Raw genomic sequence first — 15,432 nt, forward strand, 5'->3', positions numbered from 1 at the left:
AGATCAGCTTGCGGCCACGCCGGTGGCACGGATCGCCTCGAGTACCTCGTTGTAGGTGAGGTCGGAGTTGACCGTGGCGGACTCGGACGGCACGTCGATGTCGACATAGTCGACGCCGTTGACGCCGCGTAGCGAGGACTCGATGGCGGAGGCGGACTCGTGGGTGACGTTGTGCAAGGTGATGGTGTACGAACTCATGCCCTTCGGATAGACCGAATCCGGGCCGGTAAACGCCGGCGGACAGTTGGGTTCGATTCCCTACGTTTGGTTGCCGAGTCCCCGGGAATAGCCGGGATGTCATACAACTCGACACAACAGGATTGTCATGATCATCATCATCGGGCTCGTCGTCTTGATCGCAGCTGTGATCGTCGGAGTCGCCGGCGTGGTGGCCAACAACGGCGAAGCTCACTTCCTATCAAGTGATTTCGCCGTTTTCGACTACCACTTCCACGGCTCCAGCGGCCTGCTGTTCGGCTACGGCATCGTCCTCGGCGCCATCGGCGCCGTAGGCCTTTCCCTACTGCTGACCGGTGTCTGGCGTGTATCCCGCCGAAACATGGTGGCACGCCGTGAGCTCAGGCAATCCCGCCGCGAAATGGCGGCGGTCCGGCGCGATCTGGCGAGCGGCAGCACACCGCCGACCCGCAAGGAGCCCGAACCGCAGCCGCACCGCGAGCCCGTCTGGAGTCGATTCGTGCGCCGTCCGGCCACGACTCCGGCCGGTGGCACACCGCGCGCCGAAATCAGCACCCGCGTGCAGGCGCCGGCGTCGAAATAATCATCGAGAAAAGGAAATACAACCATGATTATTCTCGGACTTGTCCTCCTCATCGCGGGGTGGCTGCTCGGAATCGGATTGCTCACCACCGCAGGCATCATCATCCTCGTCGTCGGCCTCGTGCTCATGATCGCCGGCTCCGTCGGCCGCCCGGTCGGTGGTCGGCGCTGGTATTACTAGGGACCGACCATGAGTAAGTTCGAAGACCGGATCGCGCACCAGGTGCAAGCCGCCCGGGGCAACGCGAAGAAGTACCTCGGCCGTGCGGTGGGCAACCGCCGCCTGGAATCCGAGGGACGTCGAGAACAGGCTCGCGGCAACGTGAAACGCGCCGCGGACAAACTGCGGGACGCGTTCAAACGCTGACCTGATGGCCGGCGTCAGCCGAGGGGCACACCAAGCCCCTCGGCTGACGCCGGCCATGACGCTTTTCCGGGCGGCTTCACCCGCGGAACGCCGCGATCAACGTATTCGTCAGGCCGTCCAGGTAATCGGGGCTGGTCGGCTCCCCGCCCAGCAGCCGCCGCCAGAACAGCGGGGCGATGCACAGATCCAGGGCGAGCTCGAGATCGAGCGCGGCCGGGAGTTCGCCCCGATCGATTCCGCGACGCAGTATCCGTCCGACCTTTTCGCGACGGCCGCGCCCTACCGCCTGCAACGCGTCGGCGACGCTCGGCGTGCGGATGCCTTCGGCGAGCAGATCGGGAATGATCCGCGAGGCGAGCGGATGACTGAAACCCGCGGCGGTGGCCTCCAGGAACGCCCGCAGATCTCCGCGTAGCGACCCGGTGTCCGGCACCTCCGCGGCGGCCACCGCGACCTGTTCGACCAGCGCGAGCACCAGTTGCTCCTTGGTCGCCCACCGCCGGTACAGCGTCGGCTTGCTGACGCCCGCGCGCCGCGCCACCCCCTCCATCGTCAGCTTGCCGTAGCCGACCTCGGCCAGTTCGGCGAAGGCCGCGCTGGTAATCGCGGTGGTGACCTGCGGCTGCATCACTGCGGCTCCGGCGGGTACGCGGGGTGAACCTGTCATGTGCCCATCCTAACAACGTCGATACGGTTGCGTTTCGTCGTGAGTAGTCGTACCGTTCTCGGTGCGCGACGAAACGCAACCGTATCGACGTATAGATCGAGGTAGGGCCATGAAATTCCAGTTCGACGACGAGTCATTCGACTTCGAGGCGCTGCGCGCGGTGGGCTTCGCCGGCTACCGCGGCGCCGATCTGGGCGAGGTGCTGGCCACCGCCAGCCGGATCGCCGACGGCGACGAGGCGGCCTGGCGGCGCGAGTGGCAGGCCACCGCCGAGCGGGTGCACGCGATCGGCGTCGACGCGCTGGCGAAGGGGCGCACGGTCAGCGCCCGCGACGCACTGCTGCGCGCCTCGAACTACTACCGCACCGCCGAGTTCTACCTCCGCGACCACCCCGCCGAGGACCCCGTTGCCCGCGAGTTGTCCCGCCGTTCCCGCGAAACCTTCGCGCAGGCAGCCGAATTGCTCGACACCCCGGTGCGCGAGGTGGCAATTCCCTACCAGGACACCACCCTTCCCGGTTACCTCTTCCTGGCCGGCGATTCCGGTGCGCCGCGACCGACGGTGATCTTCAACAGCGGCTTCGACTCCACCCTGGAGGAGGCGTGGTTCGCCCTGGCCGCCGCCGCGGTCGAGCGCGGCTACCACGTGCTCGCGTTCGACGGGCCCGGTCAGGGCGCGGTGATCCGCGAGCAGGGCCTGCCCTTCCGGCACGACTGGGAGGCCGTCATCACCCCGGTCATCGACTTCGCGCTGCGCCTGCCGGAGGTGGACCCGGACCGAATCGCGGTGTACGGCTACAGCCTCGGCGGCTATCTGGTCGCCCGCGCGGCCGCCTTCGAGCACCGGATCGCCGCGCTCGTGCTCAACGACGGCCTCTTCGACTACCACGCCGCCAACACCACGGCGATGCCCGAATTCCTCGCCGAATGGGTCGAATCCGGGCGCGATGCCGAGGCACTCCCGGTCGCCGGACTGATCATGGCCGTCAATACCGGTGTCCGGTGGGCGCTGCGCAACGGCACCTGGACCTTCGGCGCGACCTCGCCGGCCGACTACATCCGCAAGACCAAGCCGTACACCCTGGACGGCATCGCGGACCGGATCGACTGCCCGACACTCGTTTTCGACGCCGAGAACGATCTGTTCTTCAAGGGTGAGGCGCAGCGCGTCTACGCGGCGCTCACCTGCCCGAAGGAGCTGATCGTCGGCACCGAGGCCGAGGGCGCCGGCGCGCACTGCCACATGGGCGCGATGCTGCTGACCCACCAGCGCGTATTCGATTGGCTGGACGGGATTTTCGAAGCGCTGCCGACCGCGTGATCGCGGTCGCCTGCTGGGTTGCCGGAGCCGGGACGTTCCCTTTCCCTGGATCAGATCCCGGCGACGCCCGCGAGTTGCCCGATGCCGTAGGTGACCGCCATGGCGAGCGCTCCGCCGATCACCACCCGCAGCACCGCGCGGCCGCGTTCGCTGCCGCCGAGGCGGGCGCTGACCGAACCGGTGATCGCCAGCGCGACCAGCACGGCGGCGAAGGTGATCGGAATCCGCAGCGGGACCGGCGGCAGCAGAATGGCCAGCAGCGGCAGTAGGGCGCCGAAGGTGAACGACACCGCCGAGGAGAACGCGGCCTGCCACGGGTTGGTCAGGTCCTTGGGATCGAGTCCCAGCTCGGCCTCGGCGTGCGCGGTGAACGCGTCGTGCGCGGTGAGCTCCTCGGCCACCTTGCGGGCGGTGTCCGCGGACAGGCCCTTGGCCTCGTAGATGCCTGCCAGCTCGGCCAGCTCGAATTCCGGTTCCTCGCGCAGTTCGCGCTGTTCCTTCGCCAGCAGCGCCCGCTCGGAGTCGCGCTGGGTGCTCACCGACACGTATTCGCCGACCGCCATCGAGATCGCGCCCGCCGACAGTCCGGCAATGCCCGCGGTGAAGATGGCACCCGTGCTGGTGGTCGCGGCGGCGACGCCGACCACCAGCCCCGCCGTGGACACGATGCCGTCGTTCGCGCCGAGCACCCCGGCGCGCAACCAGTTCAGCTTGGACGCCAACCCCTCGGCATGGGGTTCGTGCGGGTGCGCACCCGCGGGTGTACCGGTCGTCTCGTCCATGAATCGAAGACTAGGCGACGATCGCCCGGCTGACCCGTAGCCCGCTCAGCAGCCCGGCGACAGAAACGCCCGCAGATATCCCGCCGACTGCCGGATGTACATCCACGCCCAGAACCGCGGCCCCGACGCGCTCGGGCTCGCCACCATGGTCAGCTCGCCGTCGAAGCACTTCGACACGATGTAGCGTGCTCGCGACACGTGCGGGGTGTAGGTCACCACAATGATGTGCCGCCAGCCGTATTGCCGTGCCCGCCGCCGGATTTCCTGCGCCTCGCCCTCGGTGGTCCACGGATCCGGGACGAAACAGCTGACGGTGAAGGCGAACTGGCCAGCGCAGTACCGATCCATCTCGTGGTCGTCGAGCCCGGTGGAACGCGAGATCAACAGCGTCGGCGCGTATCCCTGCTCGGCCAGCTCGAGCCCGACGTCGAACCGCTCGTAGGCGGTGCCGCCCAGCACCACGATGGCGTCGGCCTTGCGGAGCGGATCGGTCTGCGGATAGACGTACACCGGCAGACCCGCGAGCCCGATCAGCAGGACCAGGGCGAGCAGGGCGCCGAAGAAGATTCCAGCTCGTCGCAGGCCGGTCACCCGCCCGACGATACCGAAATCCGCGCGGCGACCGGTTCACGCGAGCACCGGGCGGATCGCCGCTCCGGCGGCCACCGCTCAGCGGCACAACTGATTCAAATACTGCCGCAGCAACTCTCGGACCCGCTCCGGCGGAATCTTCTCCGGACGGATCAGCGACTGCACGGTGAGGCCGTCGACGAAGATATAGAGGCGTTCGGTCTCCGACTCGAGATCGAAGCCGTCGCGTAGCCGTCCACTCGCGGCCAGTTCCCGCATCACCCAGGTGACGAGTTCCGCAGTGGAGTCGTAGAGTTCGTCGCTGCTCTTGCGCAGCTCCGGTTCGGTGAGCACGCGGCCGAGGAACGCCAGCCACACCTTGGTCACCGCGCGCTGCCGGGGGCCGGTGGGCAGTAATCCGGTGAGCAGGATCTGCGCGGCGCGGTCGAGCGGGTCGGCGGCCAGGTCCAATTGCCGGATCCGGTCCATCATTCCCTCGCCGACCATGCCGAGGGAGAAGGCGAGCAGCTCGGACTGGGTGGAGAAGTAGTGCCGCAGGCTGCCCATCGAGACGCCGGCCTCGGTGGCCACTTTGCGCACCGAGGCGTTCTCCAGCCCGTCGCGCTGGATGACCCGCCAGACGGCCTCGGCGATCTCCTGCCGTCGCTGCCGGTGGGCCTGCTGGTCGACGGTTCTTGCCACCTCGTATTTGTAGCACGACTGTGTTAGCTTTCGATAAGTAACACAGTCGTGCTGAGAAAGGTGAAGGCGGGGATGCGATGGTTCGGCGTAGTACTCGGGGTCCTTGCGCTGCTGGCGACGGCCTGCGGGGGAGGCCCGGCGCGGGAGGTCGAGCCGGCGTGGTCGCCGTGTCAGGGCATCGCGGGCGACGGGCGGGTGTGGGAATGCGCGACCATCGCCGCGCCCCGTGACTACCGCGCGCCCGGCGCGGGCGCCATCGATCTCGCGCTGATCCGCACCCGCAGCGCCGATCCGGCGAAACGGCTGGGCTCGCTGGTCTACAACCCCGGCGGACCCGGCGGCTCCGGACTGGAAACCGTGGTGGGCGTGGCCTCGCGGTTCTCCGCGTTGCTCGATCGGTATGACCTGGTGTCCTGGGATCCGCGGGGTGCCGGTCGCAGCACTGCGGTCCATTGCTCGGAGGGTCCACTGCCGGACCGGGTTCCACGGACCGATTCGGAATGGGCGGCCATCGATGCGAGCAGCGAGCAGTTCACCGACTCGTGTGTGGCGGCGTCCGGACCGCTGCTTCCGCATATCGGCCTGTTCGACTCCGCGCGCGACATCGACCTCGTTCGTGCCGCGGTGGGCGACGACAAGCTGAACTACCTCGGTGTTTCCTATGGCGGTCAGCTGGGCGCCGCCTACGCCACGCTCTTTCCGCAGCGGGTCGGCCGCATGCTGCTGGACGCACCCGGCACGCCGCTGCGCGGCTTCCGGCAATCTCTGCTCGATCAGTCCGCGGGTAGTGAGGCGGCGTTGCGGGCATTTCTGAGTTTCTGTGTGAACCAGGGGAATTGCCCGCTCGGCGCGACCGAGCAGGCGGCCTCGGACGGGATCGACGCCTTCCTCGCCCGAGTAGAGGCGGCACCGTTGCACACCGATCGGGGCACGCCGCTCACCAGGCCGGTCGCGACGGCGGCGCTCGGCCTCGGCGTGGCGGCTCCGGAAGTCTGGCCGCATCTGATCACCGCACTCGCCCAGGCCTTCTCGGGCAACGGCAACGAACTCATCGGCTACGCCGACCTTTTCGCGGGCCGCCGCCCGGACGGTTCACGCTCCAACTTCGCGTCGATCAACACGGCCGCCAACTGTGCGGACTATCCGGACGTCTACAGCACCGAGCAGATTCGCGGGTTCCTGCCGGAGTTCGCCAGGGTATCACCGCGTTTCGGTGAGCTGACCGGCCTTCGGCTGGCCGAGTGCGCACACTGGCCGGTGCACGGCGTCGGCCGCGCTCGGGTGAGTGGCGCGGGCGCGGCGCCGATCGTGTTGATCGGCAATACCGGTGATCCGGAGGCGCCGATCGAATGGGTGTCCGAGCTGGCGCAGGCGTTGGCGCCGGGTGTCCTGGTCACCTATCACGGGGTGGGGCACGGCGCGTACGGCGGCGTGAACGACTGTGTCGACCGTGTGGTGAACGCCTACCTGCGCGAGGGCGCGGTGCCCGAGCGCGGGACCGTGTGCCGATAGTTTCGCACGACCCACGGGAATAGTGCCGACATCGGGTATGTTCCATTCCATGGAAAGGAGTTATTCGCCTCTGGTCGACGATAACTCCACTGTTAGTGTGCACTCACTTGCCTTGGTTGGTCAGTGAGCATGACAAGGAATGGAGTATCTGGTGGCGGAAGCGGGCCTGGTCGAGCTGTTCGACCAGCTGGTTCGGGTGGAAATCCTGCTGTGGAACGCCGTCGAACGCCGGCTGCGCGACGACCATGCGATGCCGCTGCCCTGGTTCGAGATGATGCGCGTCACCGACCGCCTCGGCGGTGCGCGGGTGCGGGACATCGCCGAGGCGATGACCATCACCGAGGGCGGCGCCAGCAAGATCGTCGATCGAGTGCAGGCCGCGGGCCACGCCGAACGACAGCGCGATCCCGCGGATGGCCGATCGCATCGAATCACATTGACGCGCAGCGGAACCCGCCTGCTGCGCGCCGCGACGGCGACGGTCGAGGCCGAACTCGCCGAACGGATCGGTGCGGTGCTCGGCCCCGGCTCCGTGGACCGTCTCGATGCCACGCTGCGCCTGCTCCGCTCCGCCAACCTGTCCGCCGCACCCACGGCGGAGCAAGAGAAGGAGTAATCGAATGTCCGCGATCCCCACCACCATGCGGGCTGTCGTCTTGGACGGCCCGGGTCCCCTGGAAGCCTTGCGGATACGGGACCTGCCGGTACCGACGCCCCAACCGGGTGAGGTGCTCATCCAGGTAAAGGCGTTCGGCCTCAACAGATCCGAACTACACACCCGCCTCGGGATGGCCGAGGGCGTCGTCTTCCCGCGCGTGCCTGGCATCGAGGCGACCGGCATCGTCGCGTCCAGTCCCGGCGGCGAATTCGAGGCCGGCCAACAGGTCATGGCGATGATGGGCGGCATGGGTCGCACCTTCGACGGCGGGTACGCCGAGTACACCTGTGTCCCCGCGGCTCAGGTGATTCCGTTCACCAGCACGCTGGACTGGCCCACGCTCGGCGCCGTCCCGGAGATGCTGCAAACCGCCTACGGTTCGCTGACCATCGGACTCGACGGCCGGCCGGGCCAATCGATTCTGATCCGCGGCGGCACCTCCTCGGTCGGCGCGGCCACCGCGATCCTCGCCAAGCAACGCGACATGATCGTCTTTGCGACCACGCGTAATCCGGCCAAAGCCGATGCGCTGAAACAACTCGGCGTCGATCACGTGCTGATCGACAACGGCGAGGTGGCCGACCAGGTCCGCCGCATCGCCCCCGGCGGCGTCGACACCGCCCTCGAACTCGTCGGCACCCCGACCCTGCCGGATACCCTGCGCGCCACCAGAATGCAGGGTGTCGTCTGTTTCACCGGCATGCTGTCCAACGAGTGGCTCGTGGAGAACTTCTACCCCATCGGCTATCTGCCGCAGGGTGTGCGCCTCACCGCCTACGGGGGCGACGCGAGCGATCTGCCCGCCGAGGTCCTGCAGGACTTCCTCGACGCGGCCGCCGCCGGGCGGACCACCATTCCGATCGACCGCGTCTTCACCCTCGACCAGATCAGGGAAGCCCACGGCTACATGGAATCCGGTGCCGCCACCGGCAAACTCGTCGTCGCGCTCTGAGCCTCCCGTCGTCCGATCTGCTCGGCCGCCACCTCGCTCGGATCGCCGTCCGATCAAGGATTCCGGCCGCCGGCGAAGCCCTTCCGGTCCGCAGGCGATGCCGCTACCATCGGGGCGCCGCGATCTGATCGAGGTCGCGACCGGGGAGGTACCGATGTCGGATGAGTGGACCGTGCGCGCGGTGGCGCAGCGAGTCGTGGAGCTCGGTTTGGTGGACCAGTCGGTGGTCGCAGAGAAGCTGGACGCGGACATCCTCGACGAAACGCTCGACTACTTCGGCGACGACGAACTAGGGGTGCTCGGTCTGCTCGAGGAACTCGGGCTGCGCTACACCACGGAATACAAGATGTTCAAAGGGCTCAGCGTGGCGGGCGAAGATCGGCTGAGCAGGTACCGGTACGAATTGGAGCTGATCGCGTCCTGCACGCAGGGTCTGCTCACGATCACCGAGATACAGCTGGTCGACGGCGCGGACGGCGGGCAGCAGCTGAGCTTCCGCTGCAACGGCCACCCGCAGTCCTGGCCGGTGTACCCGGGCCCGGACGAGGACCTCGAGGCGCAACTCACCTTCGCCGAGTACGTCGACACGCTGGTTCCGGACGACTCACCGGCGCGCTGGTGCACGCCCGATCCGTCGGATCCGGATGTCGGCTCGGAATTCGTGTTCGGTGACCCCGCCGCCCTCAATCAACTCGGCGGGGCCTTCGACCTGACTTTCGAGCCCTGACGTCGCGGGGTCCGCGCAACGCCTCGCGCACCCCGCGAGCGCGAGTCGGCGCGGACCCGAGTGACCGCTCGGTCCCAGTTCCGGGCGGTCGCGAGTCCGCACGACCCCTCTCCTGCGCACCATTGGCGATGGTGTGGTCGCATCGACTCAGCAGGATGCCAGCCGCGGTTCAGCGACCGATAAATATCGAATAAACGTTCGTTATTCGGCACGGCGAGAACCGCGCTCATTCCGCGCCGGTACCGAACAACCGATCGATGCTCGGCGGCGAAAGCCCCGCGCGGGTGAAGATCTCGGCCGCCTCGCGGAACTCCTGCTCGGCCCGCGCCCGCCGGCCCCGCGCCGCCAGCGCGGCGGCATGCAGGGCCATCGCCCGCGCCCGATCGATCGGGTCGGCGGCCTTGGTCAGCAGTTGCAGGGCGCCGGCGGCATGCGTCTGCGCCTCGTTCACATTGCCTGCCTGCAGGTGGATCTGCGCCAGCCGGGTGCGCGCCCAGCCCTCCCACAGCCGCACGCCGTTGTGCTGCGCCGCGCGCACGGCCTCGCCGCCGAGTTCGATCGCGCGCTGATGCTCACCGAGCATGGACAGGGTGGCGGCCAGCTCGTGCGTGGCCCAGCCGAGCGCGACCGGGTTGGACGACTCACGCGCCAGCGCGATCGCCCGCTCCGCCATCTGCACCGCCTCGTCGTATTGCCCGGCCTCGCAATAGGTTCGGGTGACCAGCGCCAGGCACCAGGCCTCCATCGAACGGTCGCCGAGGGTGCGGGTGAGTTCGGTGGCGTGCTCGAAATGCCGGTGCGAGGCATACGCGTCACCCATCCGCCGGGCCGCGACGCCGAGCAGCACCGACGCGAGCACCGAGAGCCTGCGGTCGACATCGGTGGCCGGCGGCCCGGAGACCGCGCGCAGATGCGGCAGGCTCGCCTCCACCTCGCCGAGCCCGACCTGCAGCAGCGCGCCGAGCGCGGTCCGGATCCGGCGCTCGGCGGCCAGATTGTCCTCGGCGATCGCGGTGTCCAGCAACGACTCCAGCGCGCGGGACAGCTCGCGCGCGCCGGTGCCCGCGTCCATCAGCTCGGCCATCACCCAGGCCAGATCCGCCGCCACGTCCAGCGCCCGGCCGCCGACACGGGCCGCCTGTTGATGCAGCGCGATCACCACCGGACGCTCGATGTCGTTCCACGCCTGCCCATCCGAGCCGCTGGCGAACGCGCGGCCAGGGACGTCGGTCGCGACCAGCAGCCGGGTCGTGTTGCTGTAGTCGATCGCGCTGAGCAGGTTCTTCGCGCTGGCCAGGTGATAGTCGAGCACCCGGACCAGCACGGCGGATTCGTCCTCGTCGGCCACGCCGCGCGCGAAAAGCCGGAGTAGATCGTGGAATCGGTAGCGGCCGGGCGCGGTGGTCTCCAACAGGCTGAGGTCGACCAGGGATTCGCACACCTCCTCCGCGTCGTGCGCGGAGATGCCGAGGATCGCCGCGATGGCGTCGATGGACAGATCCGGCACCTCCGCGAGCGCCAGCGTGCGAAAGGCCTTGGCCTGCTCGGGAACCAGTTGACCGTAGCCGAGCCGGAACACCGCCTCGACCGCGAGCTCGCCGGTCTTCAGCACGTTCAGCCTGCTCTTCTCGTCGGCCAGCCGCTCGGCGAACGACGCGATCGTCCACTGCGGCCGGACCGCGAGCCGGGCGCCGACGATCCGCACCGCCAGCGGCAGCAGGCCGCACTGCGCGACCACCGCCCGCGCCGACTCCGCTTCGGCGCCAACGCGTTCCGCGCCCAGAATGCGGACGAGCAGCGCCATCGCCTCGGCCGTTTCCAGCACGTCGAGCCGGGTGCGGGTGACCGCGGGCAGCTCGGTCAGCGCGGACCGGCTGGTGATCAGCACGGCCGACCCGGCGAGCAGCGGGGCCACCTGCGCGTAGTCGCGCGCGTTGTCCAGCACCATGAGTATTCGCCTGCCGGACAACCGGGTTCGCAATTCGGCGGCCCGCTCGTCGACGCCGGACGGGATATCGCCCTCCGCGACGCCGAGTGCGCGCAGGAAGCCGCCGAGCGCCGCGCCGGGGGGAGTGGGCACCGGGTCGACGCCGTGCAGGTTCGCGTATAACTGCCCGTCCGGGAACCGATCTCGCACCCGGTGCGCGACGTGCAGGGCGAGGGTCGTCTTGCCGACCCCGCCCATGCCGCCGACCGCGGAGATCGCCACCGCGCTGCCCGCGCCGGTCAGCTGCGCCGCCAACTCGTCGACCAGTCGCTCGCGGCCGGTGAAATCCGCGATGTCCGGCGGCAATTGAGCGGGCACCTGCTCGACGCCGGGCTCCGCGCGGGATTCGGCGATCGCGGGCATCGCACCGTGCAAGATCCGCTCGTGCACCACGGTCAGTTCCGGTCCCGGCTCGACGCCGACACCGTCCACCAGTGCCCGGCGGGCCTGCGCATAGGCGTCGAGCGCGTCGGACTGGCGGCCGCAGTTGTACAGCGCGGTCATCAGCAGCGCCCGGAATCGTTCGCGCAGTGGATGTTCCTCGATCAGCGAGGTGAGCTCGGCGACCGCGTCGGCGCTGCGGCCGGTCTCGATGTCCAGCGCGAGCCGATCCTCCAGGATGGCCAGCCGCCACTGCTCGAGCCGCGAGCGCTGCCGCTCGGCGAACGGGCCGGGCAATCCGCTCAGCGCCGTGCCCTGCCACTTGCCCAGCGCGGCAACCAGATTCGCTCGCGCCGCGGCGGGCGCGCGGTCGCGGGCCTGGTCGGCCGCCGCGACGAGCCGTTCGACCTCCGCCACGTCGGTCGACCCCGGCGGTATCCGCAGTGCGTAGCCGTCCCCGATCGACACCAGCACCGTCGACGGGCCACGCGCGGGCCGATCGGGTTCCAAGATCCGGCGCAGTTGTGCGACGTGGGTGCGCAATGCCGCGATCGCGCGCGGCACGGGCCGCTGACCCCAGATGCCCTCGACCAGCTCGGCCGCGGTGACCGCGCTACCGGCACGCAAAAGCAGGGCCGCGAGCACGGCCCGACGCTGTGGCGGTCCGAGCGGTAGCGCTTGCTCCCCGCGCCACGCCCTGACCTCGCCCAAGACCACGAACTGCACCAACCGACCTCCCGAACGCTGGGAGTTTAACGCGGCGCCGCGGCGCGGCCGGGGAGCGGATCTCGGCCGCGTCGGATACGCGGAAAAGCCGGCGGCCCGGCGCCCCGAGCGGGCGCCGAACCACCGGCTTCCTGCGTCGAATGTGGATCAGGCGGTCGTACGGGTGCTGCGGAAGGTGAGCGCGACCAGGAAGGTCAGCACCGCGACGCCGACCGCCGCGGCGAACGCCGTCGTGGTGCCGCTGACCAGCACCTGCTGGGGTGATCCGGTCGCGCCCCGCGCCGCCGTGCCGAACACCGTGACCAGAATGGCCAGGCCGAGCGCGGAGCCGGTCTGCTGCAACGTCTGCAACGCACCGCCCGCCGCGCCGGCGTCGCTCGGCGGCACGCTCGACATGATGATCACGTTCAGCGGCGAGAACGCCAGTCCGATACCGAATCCCATCAGCACCATCGCCGCGAACAGCAGCGGGAAGTATCCGCTGTCGGTGCGCAACTGCGTCAGCAACGCCAAGCCCGACCCCATCAGCGCCGTGCCGACCAGGGTCACCGGCTTGGGCCCGAACCGCGTCAGCAGCCGGGGGATCAGCCGGATCATCGTGAACATCAGCAACGCGGTCGGCAGGAACGCGAAACCCGTTGCCAGCGCGCTCAATCCGCGCACCTCCTGAAGGTACTGGGTGAGGAAGAAGAACATCGACATGCCCGCCATCGGCCCGAGGAACATGTTGGCGTAGGCGGCGGCGCGATTGCGATCGGTGAACAGCCGCAGCGGCAGCAGCGGCTGTGCCGTCCGCAGTTCGATCGCGACGAATGCCACGAGCAGGAGCACGCCCGCGGCCAGCGAGATGTCGGTGGTCTCATTGCCCCAGCCGTTCGCCGCGGCGCTGATGAAGCCGTAGACCAGCGCGGCCACGCCACCGGTCGCGGTCACCGCGCCGGGCAGATCGAGCCGGGCGGGCTGGCGCACGGCGTCCGGCAGGTACCGCAGCGCGAGCAGCACGACGACCACGCCGAACGGCACGTTGATGAACAGCACCGAACGCCAGCTCAGCCACTCGGTCAGCAGACCGCCGAGGATGAGGCCGATGGCGAAGCCGGCGCTGGACATGCCGGAGAACAGCGCGAGCACCCGCATCCTGGCCTTCGGTTCGCTGAACGTCGTGGTCAGCAGGGCGAGCGTGCTCGGGCCGGCCATGGCCGCGCCGATGCCCTGCACGACGCGGGCGACCAGCAGCCAGGTCGCCGACGGCGCCAAGCCGCCGGCCAGCGAGGCCAGGGTGAACAGGGTGGTGCCCGCGATGAACAGGTTGCGCCGGCCGAACAGGTCGCCGGCCCGCCCGCCGAGCAACAGCAGGCCGCCGAAGACCAGGGTGTAGGCGTTCATCACCCAGGACAGGCCGGTGGCGCTGAATTCCAGGTCGGTGTGGATGCGCGGCAGCGCGACATTCATCACGGTGATGTCGAGAATGATCATCAATTGGCAGGTCAGCAGGGTGACCAGCACCAGGCCGGAACGGAACGGCCGGGTACTCGGCGCGGACGTGGTGGTGCCCGCGGAGAGGGTGTTCGTGGACAAGAAGCGCTCCATCGTTCGTGAGCTAAACGGAGAGAGTCTCCGCTTCTGCTGGAGCTATCATATGGAGAGATTCTCCGGTTACGCAAGACTAACCGGAGACTTCATCCGTTTCCACTGGAGGAATCGTGGCCGAACCGTCGACCGCGCGGCCGATGCGGGCCGATGCGCGGCGCAACTATGAGCGGATCGTGGAGTGCGCGCGCGAGGCCTTCGCCGAGGACGGTCCCGAGGTGCCGTTGGACGACATCGCGCGCCGCGCCGCGGTCGGGCCCGGAACGCTGTACCGGCACTTCCCGAATCGGGAGGCGCTGATCGAGGCGGTGTATCGCGCCAGCATCGAACGGCTGAGTCAGCGCGCCTACGAGCTACTCGAAACCGCCTCTCCGGCCGACGCGTTCGAGCAGTGGATGCGCGAGCAGGTGGATTTCGTGATGGACAAGCGCAGCCTCGCGACCACCTTGAAGGCGTTGATCGACCACGGCTCCGAAACGTTCACCCTGTGCCGGGGCCTGATGAACGACGCGGCCGCCGTGTTGCTGAAATCCGCGCAAGACGCGGGCGCGATCCGTACGGACATCGAACCGCGCGACATGCTGCGGCTCGGGCACGGCATCGGCGTCGCCTGTGAGAAGACGCCGGAGGCCGCCGAACGGCTGATCGGCGTCACGCTCGACGGGTTGCGTGCCGCCAGGTAGCCGGCTCACGTCCGGTTGCGGCGAATCGCGGTCGGTGTGGTGCCCCACCATCTTCGGCAGCAGCGGGTGAAGGTCGACTGCTCGGACAGCCCGATGACCGAGGCGACCTGACTCATCGGCATGTCCGTGGTGGTGAGGTAGCGTCGGGCCTCGTCGCGGCGGACGTCGTCGAGGATCGCGGCGAACGTGGTGCCCTCCGCAGCCAGCCGGCGCTGCAGCGTACGCGGATGGACGGTCAAAAGTTTTGCCACGGAACCGATTTCGGGAGCGATGGTGCCGAGTAGCTGTTGCACGGTGGCCCGGACCTGCGGCGTCACCGAGCCGTCGATGCCACCCGCCTGCCCCGCCAGGAAGGCCATCGCCAACCGGTGCAGGTTCTCGTCGCCGCCGCTCAGCGGCAGCGCGGGCAGATTCCGCGGCACCCGCAGCGCCGCGTACGGCCGGTTGGTTCGCACGGGTGCGCCGAAGAATTGCTCGTAGCGGGCGATCGGCGCGGGCGGCCGGTACGGCAGCTCGACCGACAGGAGCCGGTAGCGGTCGCCGGCCAGTCGCTCGATGGTGTGATGCACGAACGCGAGGCCGAGATCGGTGGCCTGGATGGGCGACAGCATGCCGGGCTGGACGCCGTAGTGCAGCGCGATCACGCCGCGATCGCCGTAGGGGTCGGGTTCGGGGGTCAGGGTGAGCGCGCGGGCATGCAGGAACAGATAGCGCGCCGAGCACTCCAGGACGTGGGTCAGCGACGGTGAGTTCCGGATGGCCAGGGCCAGCGGGCCGAGCATGTCGAGGTCCTGGCGGAGCGAAATGCGCAGGCCGAGGTCGTCGCAGTCCAGCCGCTGCGCGGCCAGTTCGAGCACCGCGGCCAGCGCTTGGTCCGGGATCAGCAGGTCGTCGGTGTCGAGCGCGGCGACCGGCAGCCCGCAGGCCATGGCGTACTGCTCGGCGTCGCCGCCGAGTTCGGCCACCGTCGCGCGGAAGCCGCGCAGCCCGGCGGATCGGATCACGCTCATGTCGCTCAGAGTTAAAT

17 protein-coding genes are annotated in these 15,432 nt (G+C 69.1%); 9 read left to right on the forward strand and 8 right to left on the reverse strand.

Going from position 1 to position 15,432, the window contains the following annotated elements; all coding sequences use genetic code 11:
- Positions 1 to 3: 3 nt before the first annotated feature.
- Positions 4 to 198 carry a heavy metal-associated domain-containing protein gene (locus ACFYO1_RS00470; RefSeq protein ID WP_387225700.1) on the reverse strand — a complete coding sequence of 65 codons (195 nt, stop codon included), beginning with the start codon at positions 196 to 198 and terminating at the stop codon, positions 4 to 6.
- Between the two features lie 127 nt (positions 199 to 325).
- Between ACFYO1_RS00470 and ACFYO1_RS00475 the strand changes: the two genes are divergently transcribed.
- The 3 genes from ACFYO1_RS00475 to ACFYO1_RS00485 are packed head-to-tail and all read left to right on the forward strand — an operon-like array spanning position 326 to position 1,147.
- Entirely contained in the window at positions 326 to 781 is a 456-nt protein-coding gene (locus tag ACFYO1_RS00475; RefSeq protein WP_387225702.1) for a hypothetical protein, read from the forward strand.
- Positions 782 to 805: 24 nt separating this feature from the next.
- On the forward strand, positions 806 to 961 hold the full coding sequence (locus ACFYO1_RS00480) for a DUF6131 family protein (protein WP_191094067.1): 156 nt from the start codon (positions 806 to 808) through the stop codon (positions 959 to 961).
- A 9-nt stretch (positions 962 to 970) separates the two neighbouring features.
- Positions 971 to 1,147, forward strand: a complete 177-nt coding sequence (locus tag ACFYO1_RS00485) for a CsbD family protein (RefSeq protein ID WP_150403582.1) — start codon at positions 971 to 973, stop codon at positions 1,145 to 1,147.
- A 76-nt stretch (positions 1,148 to 1,223) separates the two neighbouring features.
- Here the strand turns inward: ACFYO1_RS00485 and ACFYO1_RS00490 are convergent, their stop codons facing one another.
- On the reverse strand, positions 1,224 to 1,814 hold the full coding sequence (locus tag ACFYO1_RS00490) for a TetR/AcrR family transcriptional regulator (RefSeq protein ID WP_387225704.1): 591 nt from the start codon (positions 1,812 to 1,814) through the stop codon (positions 1,224 to 1,226).
- Between the two features lie 109 nt (positions 1,815 to 1,923).
- Between ACFYO1_RS00490 and ACFYO1_RS00495 the strand changes: the two genes are divergently transcribed.
- On the forward strand, positions 1,924 to 3,135 hold the full coding sequence (locus ACFYO1_RS00495; RefSeq protein ID WP_387225706.1) for an alpha/beta hydrolase family protein: 1,212 nt from the start codon (positions 1,924 to 1,926) through the stop codon (positions 3,133 to 3,135).
- A gap of 50 nt (positions 3,136 to 3,185) precedes the next feature.
- Here ACFYO1_RS00495 and ACFYO1_RS00500 read toward each other — a convergent pair whose 3' ends face one another.
- From ACFYO1_RS00500 to ACFYO1_RS00510, 3 genes are all read right to left on the reverse strand, one after another.
- The gene (locus tag ACFYO1_RS00500) at positions 3,186 to 3,917 is read right to left on the reverse strand and encodes a VIT family protein (RefSeq protein ID WP_387225708.1); all 732 of its coding nucleotides are present in this window, start codon (positions 3,915 to 3,917) and stop codon (positions 3,186 to 3,188) included.
- Positions 3,918 to 3,962: 45 nt separating this feature from the next.
- Entirely contained in the window at positions 3,963 to 4,508 is a 546-nt protein-coding gene (locus ACFYO1_RS00505; RefSeq protein WP_387225710.1) for a YdcF family protein, read from the reverse strand.
- Between the two features lie 78 nt (positions 4,509 to 4,586).
- Positions 4,587 to 5,189 carry a TetR/AcrR family transcriptional regulator gene (locus ACFYO1_RS00510; protein ID WP_387225712.1) on the reverse strand — a complete coding sequence of 201 codons (603 nt, stop codon included), beginning with the start codon at positions 5,187 to 5,189 and terminating at the stop codon, positions 4,587 to 4,589.
- Between the two features lie 72 nt (positions 5,190 to 5,261).
- On the opposite strand from ACFYO1_RS00510, the gene ACFYO1_RS00515 reads away from it, so the two are divergent.
- From ACFYO1_RS00515 to ACFYO1_RS00530, 4 genes are all read left to right on the forward strand, one after another.
- Positions 5,262 to 6,701 (forward strand): alpha/beta hydrolase, encoded by a 1,440-nt coding sequence (locus ACFYO1_RS00515; RefSeq protein WP_387225714.1) that lies wholly within the window; start codon positions 5,262 to 5,264, stop codon positions 6,699 to 6,701.
- A 139-nt stretch (positions 6,702 to 6,840) separates the two neighbouring features.
- Positions 6,841 to 7,317: a MarR family winged helix-turn-helix transcriptional regulator gene (locus ACFYO1_RS00520; protein ID WP_387225716.1), complete on the forward strand. Its 477-nt coding sequence runs from the start codon at positions 6,841 to 6,843 to the stop codon at positions 7,315 to 7,317.
- Positions 7,318 to 7,321: 4 nt separating this feature from the next.
- Complete coding sequence (locus ACFYO1_RS00525) at positions 7,322 to 8,311, forward strand: zinc-binding alcohol dehydrogenase family protein (protein ID WP_387225718.1); 990 nt, start codon at positions 7,322 to 7,324, stop codon at positions 8,309 to 8,311.
- A 154-nt stretch (positions 8,312 to 8,465) separates the two neighbouring features.
- A complete protein-coding gene (locus tag ACFYO1_RS00530; protein ID WP_387225720.1) occupies positions 8,466 to 9,038 on the forward strand; it encodes a hypothetical protein in 573 nt (190 codons plus the stop codon).
- 226 nt (positions 9,039 to 9,264) lie between these two features.
- Here the strand turns inward: ACFYO1_RS00530 and ACFYO1_RS00535 are convergent, their stop codons facing one another.
- Together ACFYO1_RS00535 and ACFYO1_RS00540 are read right to left on the reverse strand one after the other, a co-directional pair.
- Entirely contained in the window at positions 9,265 to 12,132 is a 2,868-nt protein-coding gene (locus tag ACFYO1_RS00535) for a BTAD domain-containing putative transcriptional regulator (RefSeq protein ID WP_387225722.1), read from the reverse strand.
- A 147-nt stretch (positions 12,133 to 12,279) separates the two neighbouring features.
- Positions 12,280 to 13,710, reverse strand: a complete 1,431-nt coding sequence (locus ACFYO1_RS00540) for an MFS transporter (protein WP_387225724.1) — start codon at positions 13,708 to 13,710, stop codon at positions 12,280 to 12,282.
- A gap of 125 nt (positions 13,711 to 13,835) precedes the next feature.
- On the opposite strand from ACFYO1_RS00540, the gene ACFYO1_RS00545 reads away from it, so the two are divergent.
- On the forward strand, positions 13,836 to 14,405 hold the full coding sequence (locus ACFYO1_RS00545; RefSeq protein WP_387225725.1) for a TetR/AcrR family transcriptional regulator: 570 nt from the start codon (positions 13,836 to 13,838) through the stop codon (positions 14,403 to 14,405).
- Between the two features lie 5 nt (positions 14,406 to 14,410).
- Here ACFYO1_RS00545 and ACFYO1_RS00550 read toward each other — a convergent pair whose 3' ends face one another.
- Positions 14,411 to 15,415, reverse strand: a complete 1,005-nt coding sequence (locus tag ACFYO1_RS00550) for an AraC family transcriptional regulator (RefSeq protein ID WP_387225727.1) — start codon at positions 15,413 to 15,415, stop codon at positions 14,411 to 14,413.
- Positions 15,416 to 15,432 lie beyond the last annotated feature (17 nt).

The sequence above is a fragment of the Nocardia sp. NPDC006044 genome (assembly GCF_042871115.1).
In the GTDB taxonomy this organism is placed as follows: domain Bacteria; phylum Actinomycetota; class Actinomycetes; order Mycobacteriales; family Mycobacteriaceae; genus Nocardia.

Bases quoted from the DNA above. Each gene is read 5' to 3' on its own strand.
- ACFYO1_RS00470 (WP_387225700.1), bottom strand. From the start codon at position 198: ATGAGTTCGTACACCATCACCTTGCACAACGTCACCCACGAGTCCGCC.
- ACFYO1_RS00475 (WP_387225702.1), top strand. From the start codon at position 326: ATGATCATCATCATCGGGCTCGTCGTCTTGATCGCAGCTGTGATCGTC.
- ACFYO1_RS00480 (WP_191094067.1), top strand. From the start codon at position 806: ATGATTATTCTCGGACTTGTCCTCCTCATCGCGGGGTGGCTGCTCGGA.
- ACFYO1_RS00485 (WP_150403582.1), top strand. From the start codon at position 971: ATGAGTAAGTTCGAAGACCGGATCGCGCACCAGGTGCAAGCCGCCCGG.
- ACFYO1_RS00490 (WP_387225704.1), bottom strand. From the start codon at position 1,814: ATGACAGGTTCACCCCGCGTACCCGCCGGAGCCGCAGTGATGCAGCCG.
- ACFYO1_RS00495 (WP_387225706.1), top strand. From the start codon at position 1,924: ATGAAATTCCAGTTCGACGACGAGTCATTCGACTTCGAGGCGCTGCGC.
- ACFYO1_RS00500 (WP_387225708.1), bottom strand. From the start codon at position 3,917: ATGGACGAGACGACCGGTACACCCGCGGGTGCGCACCCGCACGAACCC.
- ACFYO1_RS00515 (WP_387225714.1), top strand. From the start codon at position 5,262: ATGCGATGGTTCGGCGTAGTACTCGGGGTCCTTGCGCTGCTGGCGACG.
- ACFYO1_RS00520 (WP_387225716.1), top strand. From the start codon at position 6,841: ATGGAGTATCTGGTGGCGGAAGCGGGCCTGGTCGAGCTGTTCGACCAG.
- ACFYO1_RS00525 (WP_387225718.1), top strand. From the start codon at position 7,322: ATGTCCGCGATCCCCACCACCATGCGGGCTGTCGTCTTGGACGGCCCG.
- ACFYO1_RS00530 (WP_387225720.1), top strand. From the start codon at position 8,466: ATGTCGGATGAGTGGACCGTGCGCGCGGTGGCGCAGCGAGTCGTGGAG.
- ACFYO1_RS00550 (WP_387225727.1), bottom strand. From the start codon at position 15,415: ATGAGCGTGATCCGATCCGCCGGGCTGCGCGGCTTCCGCGCGACGGTG.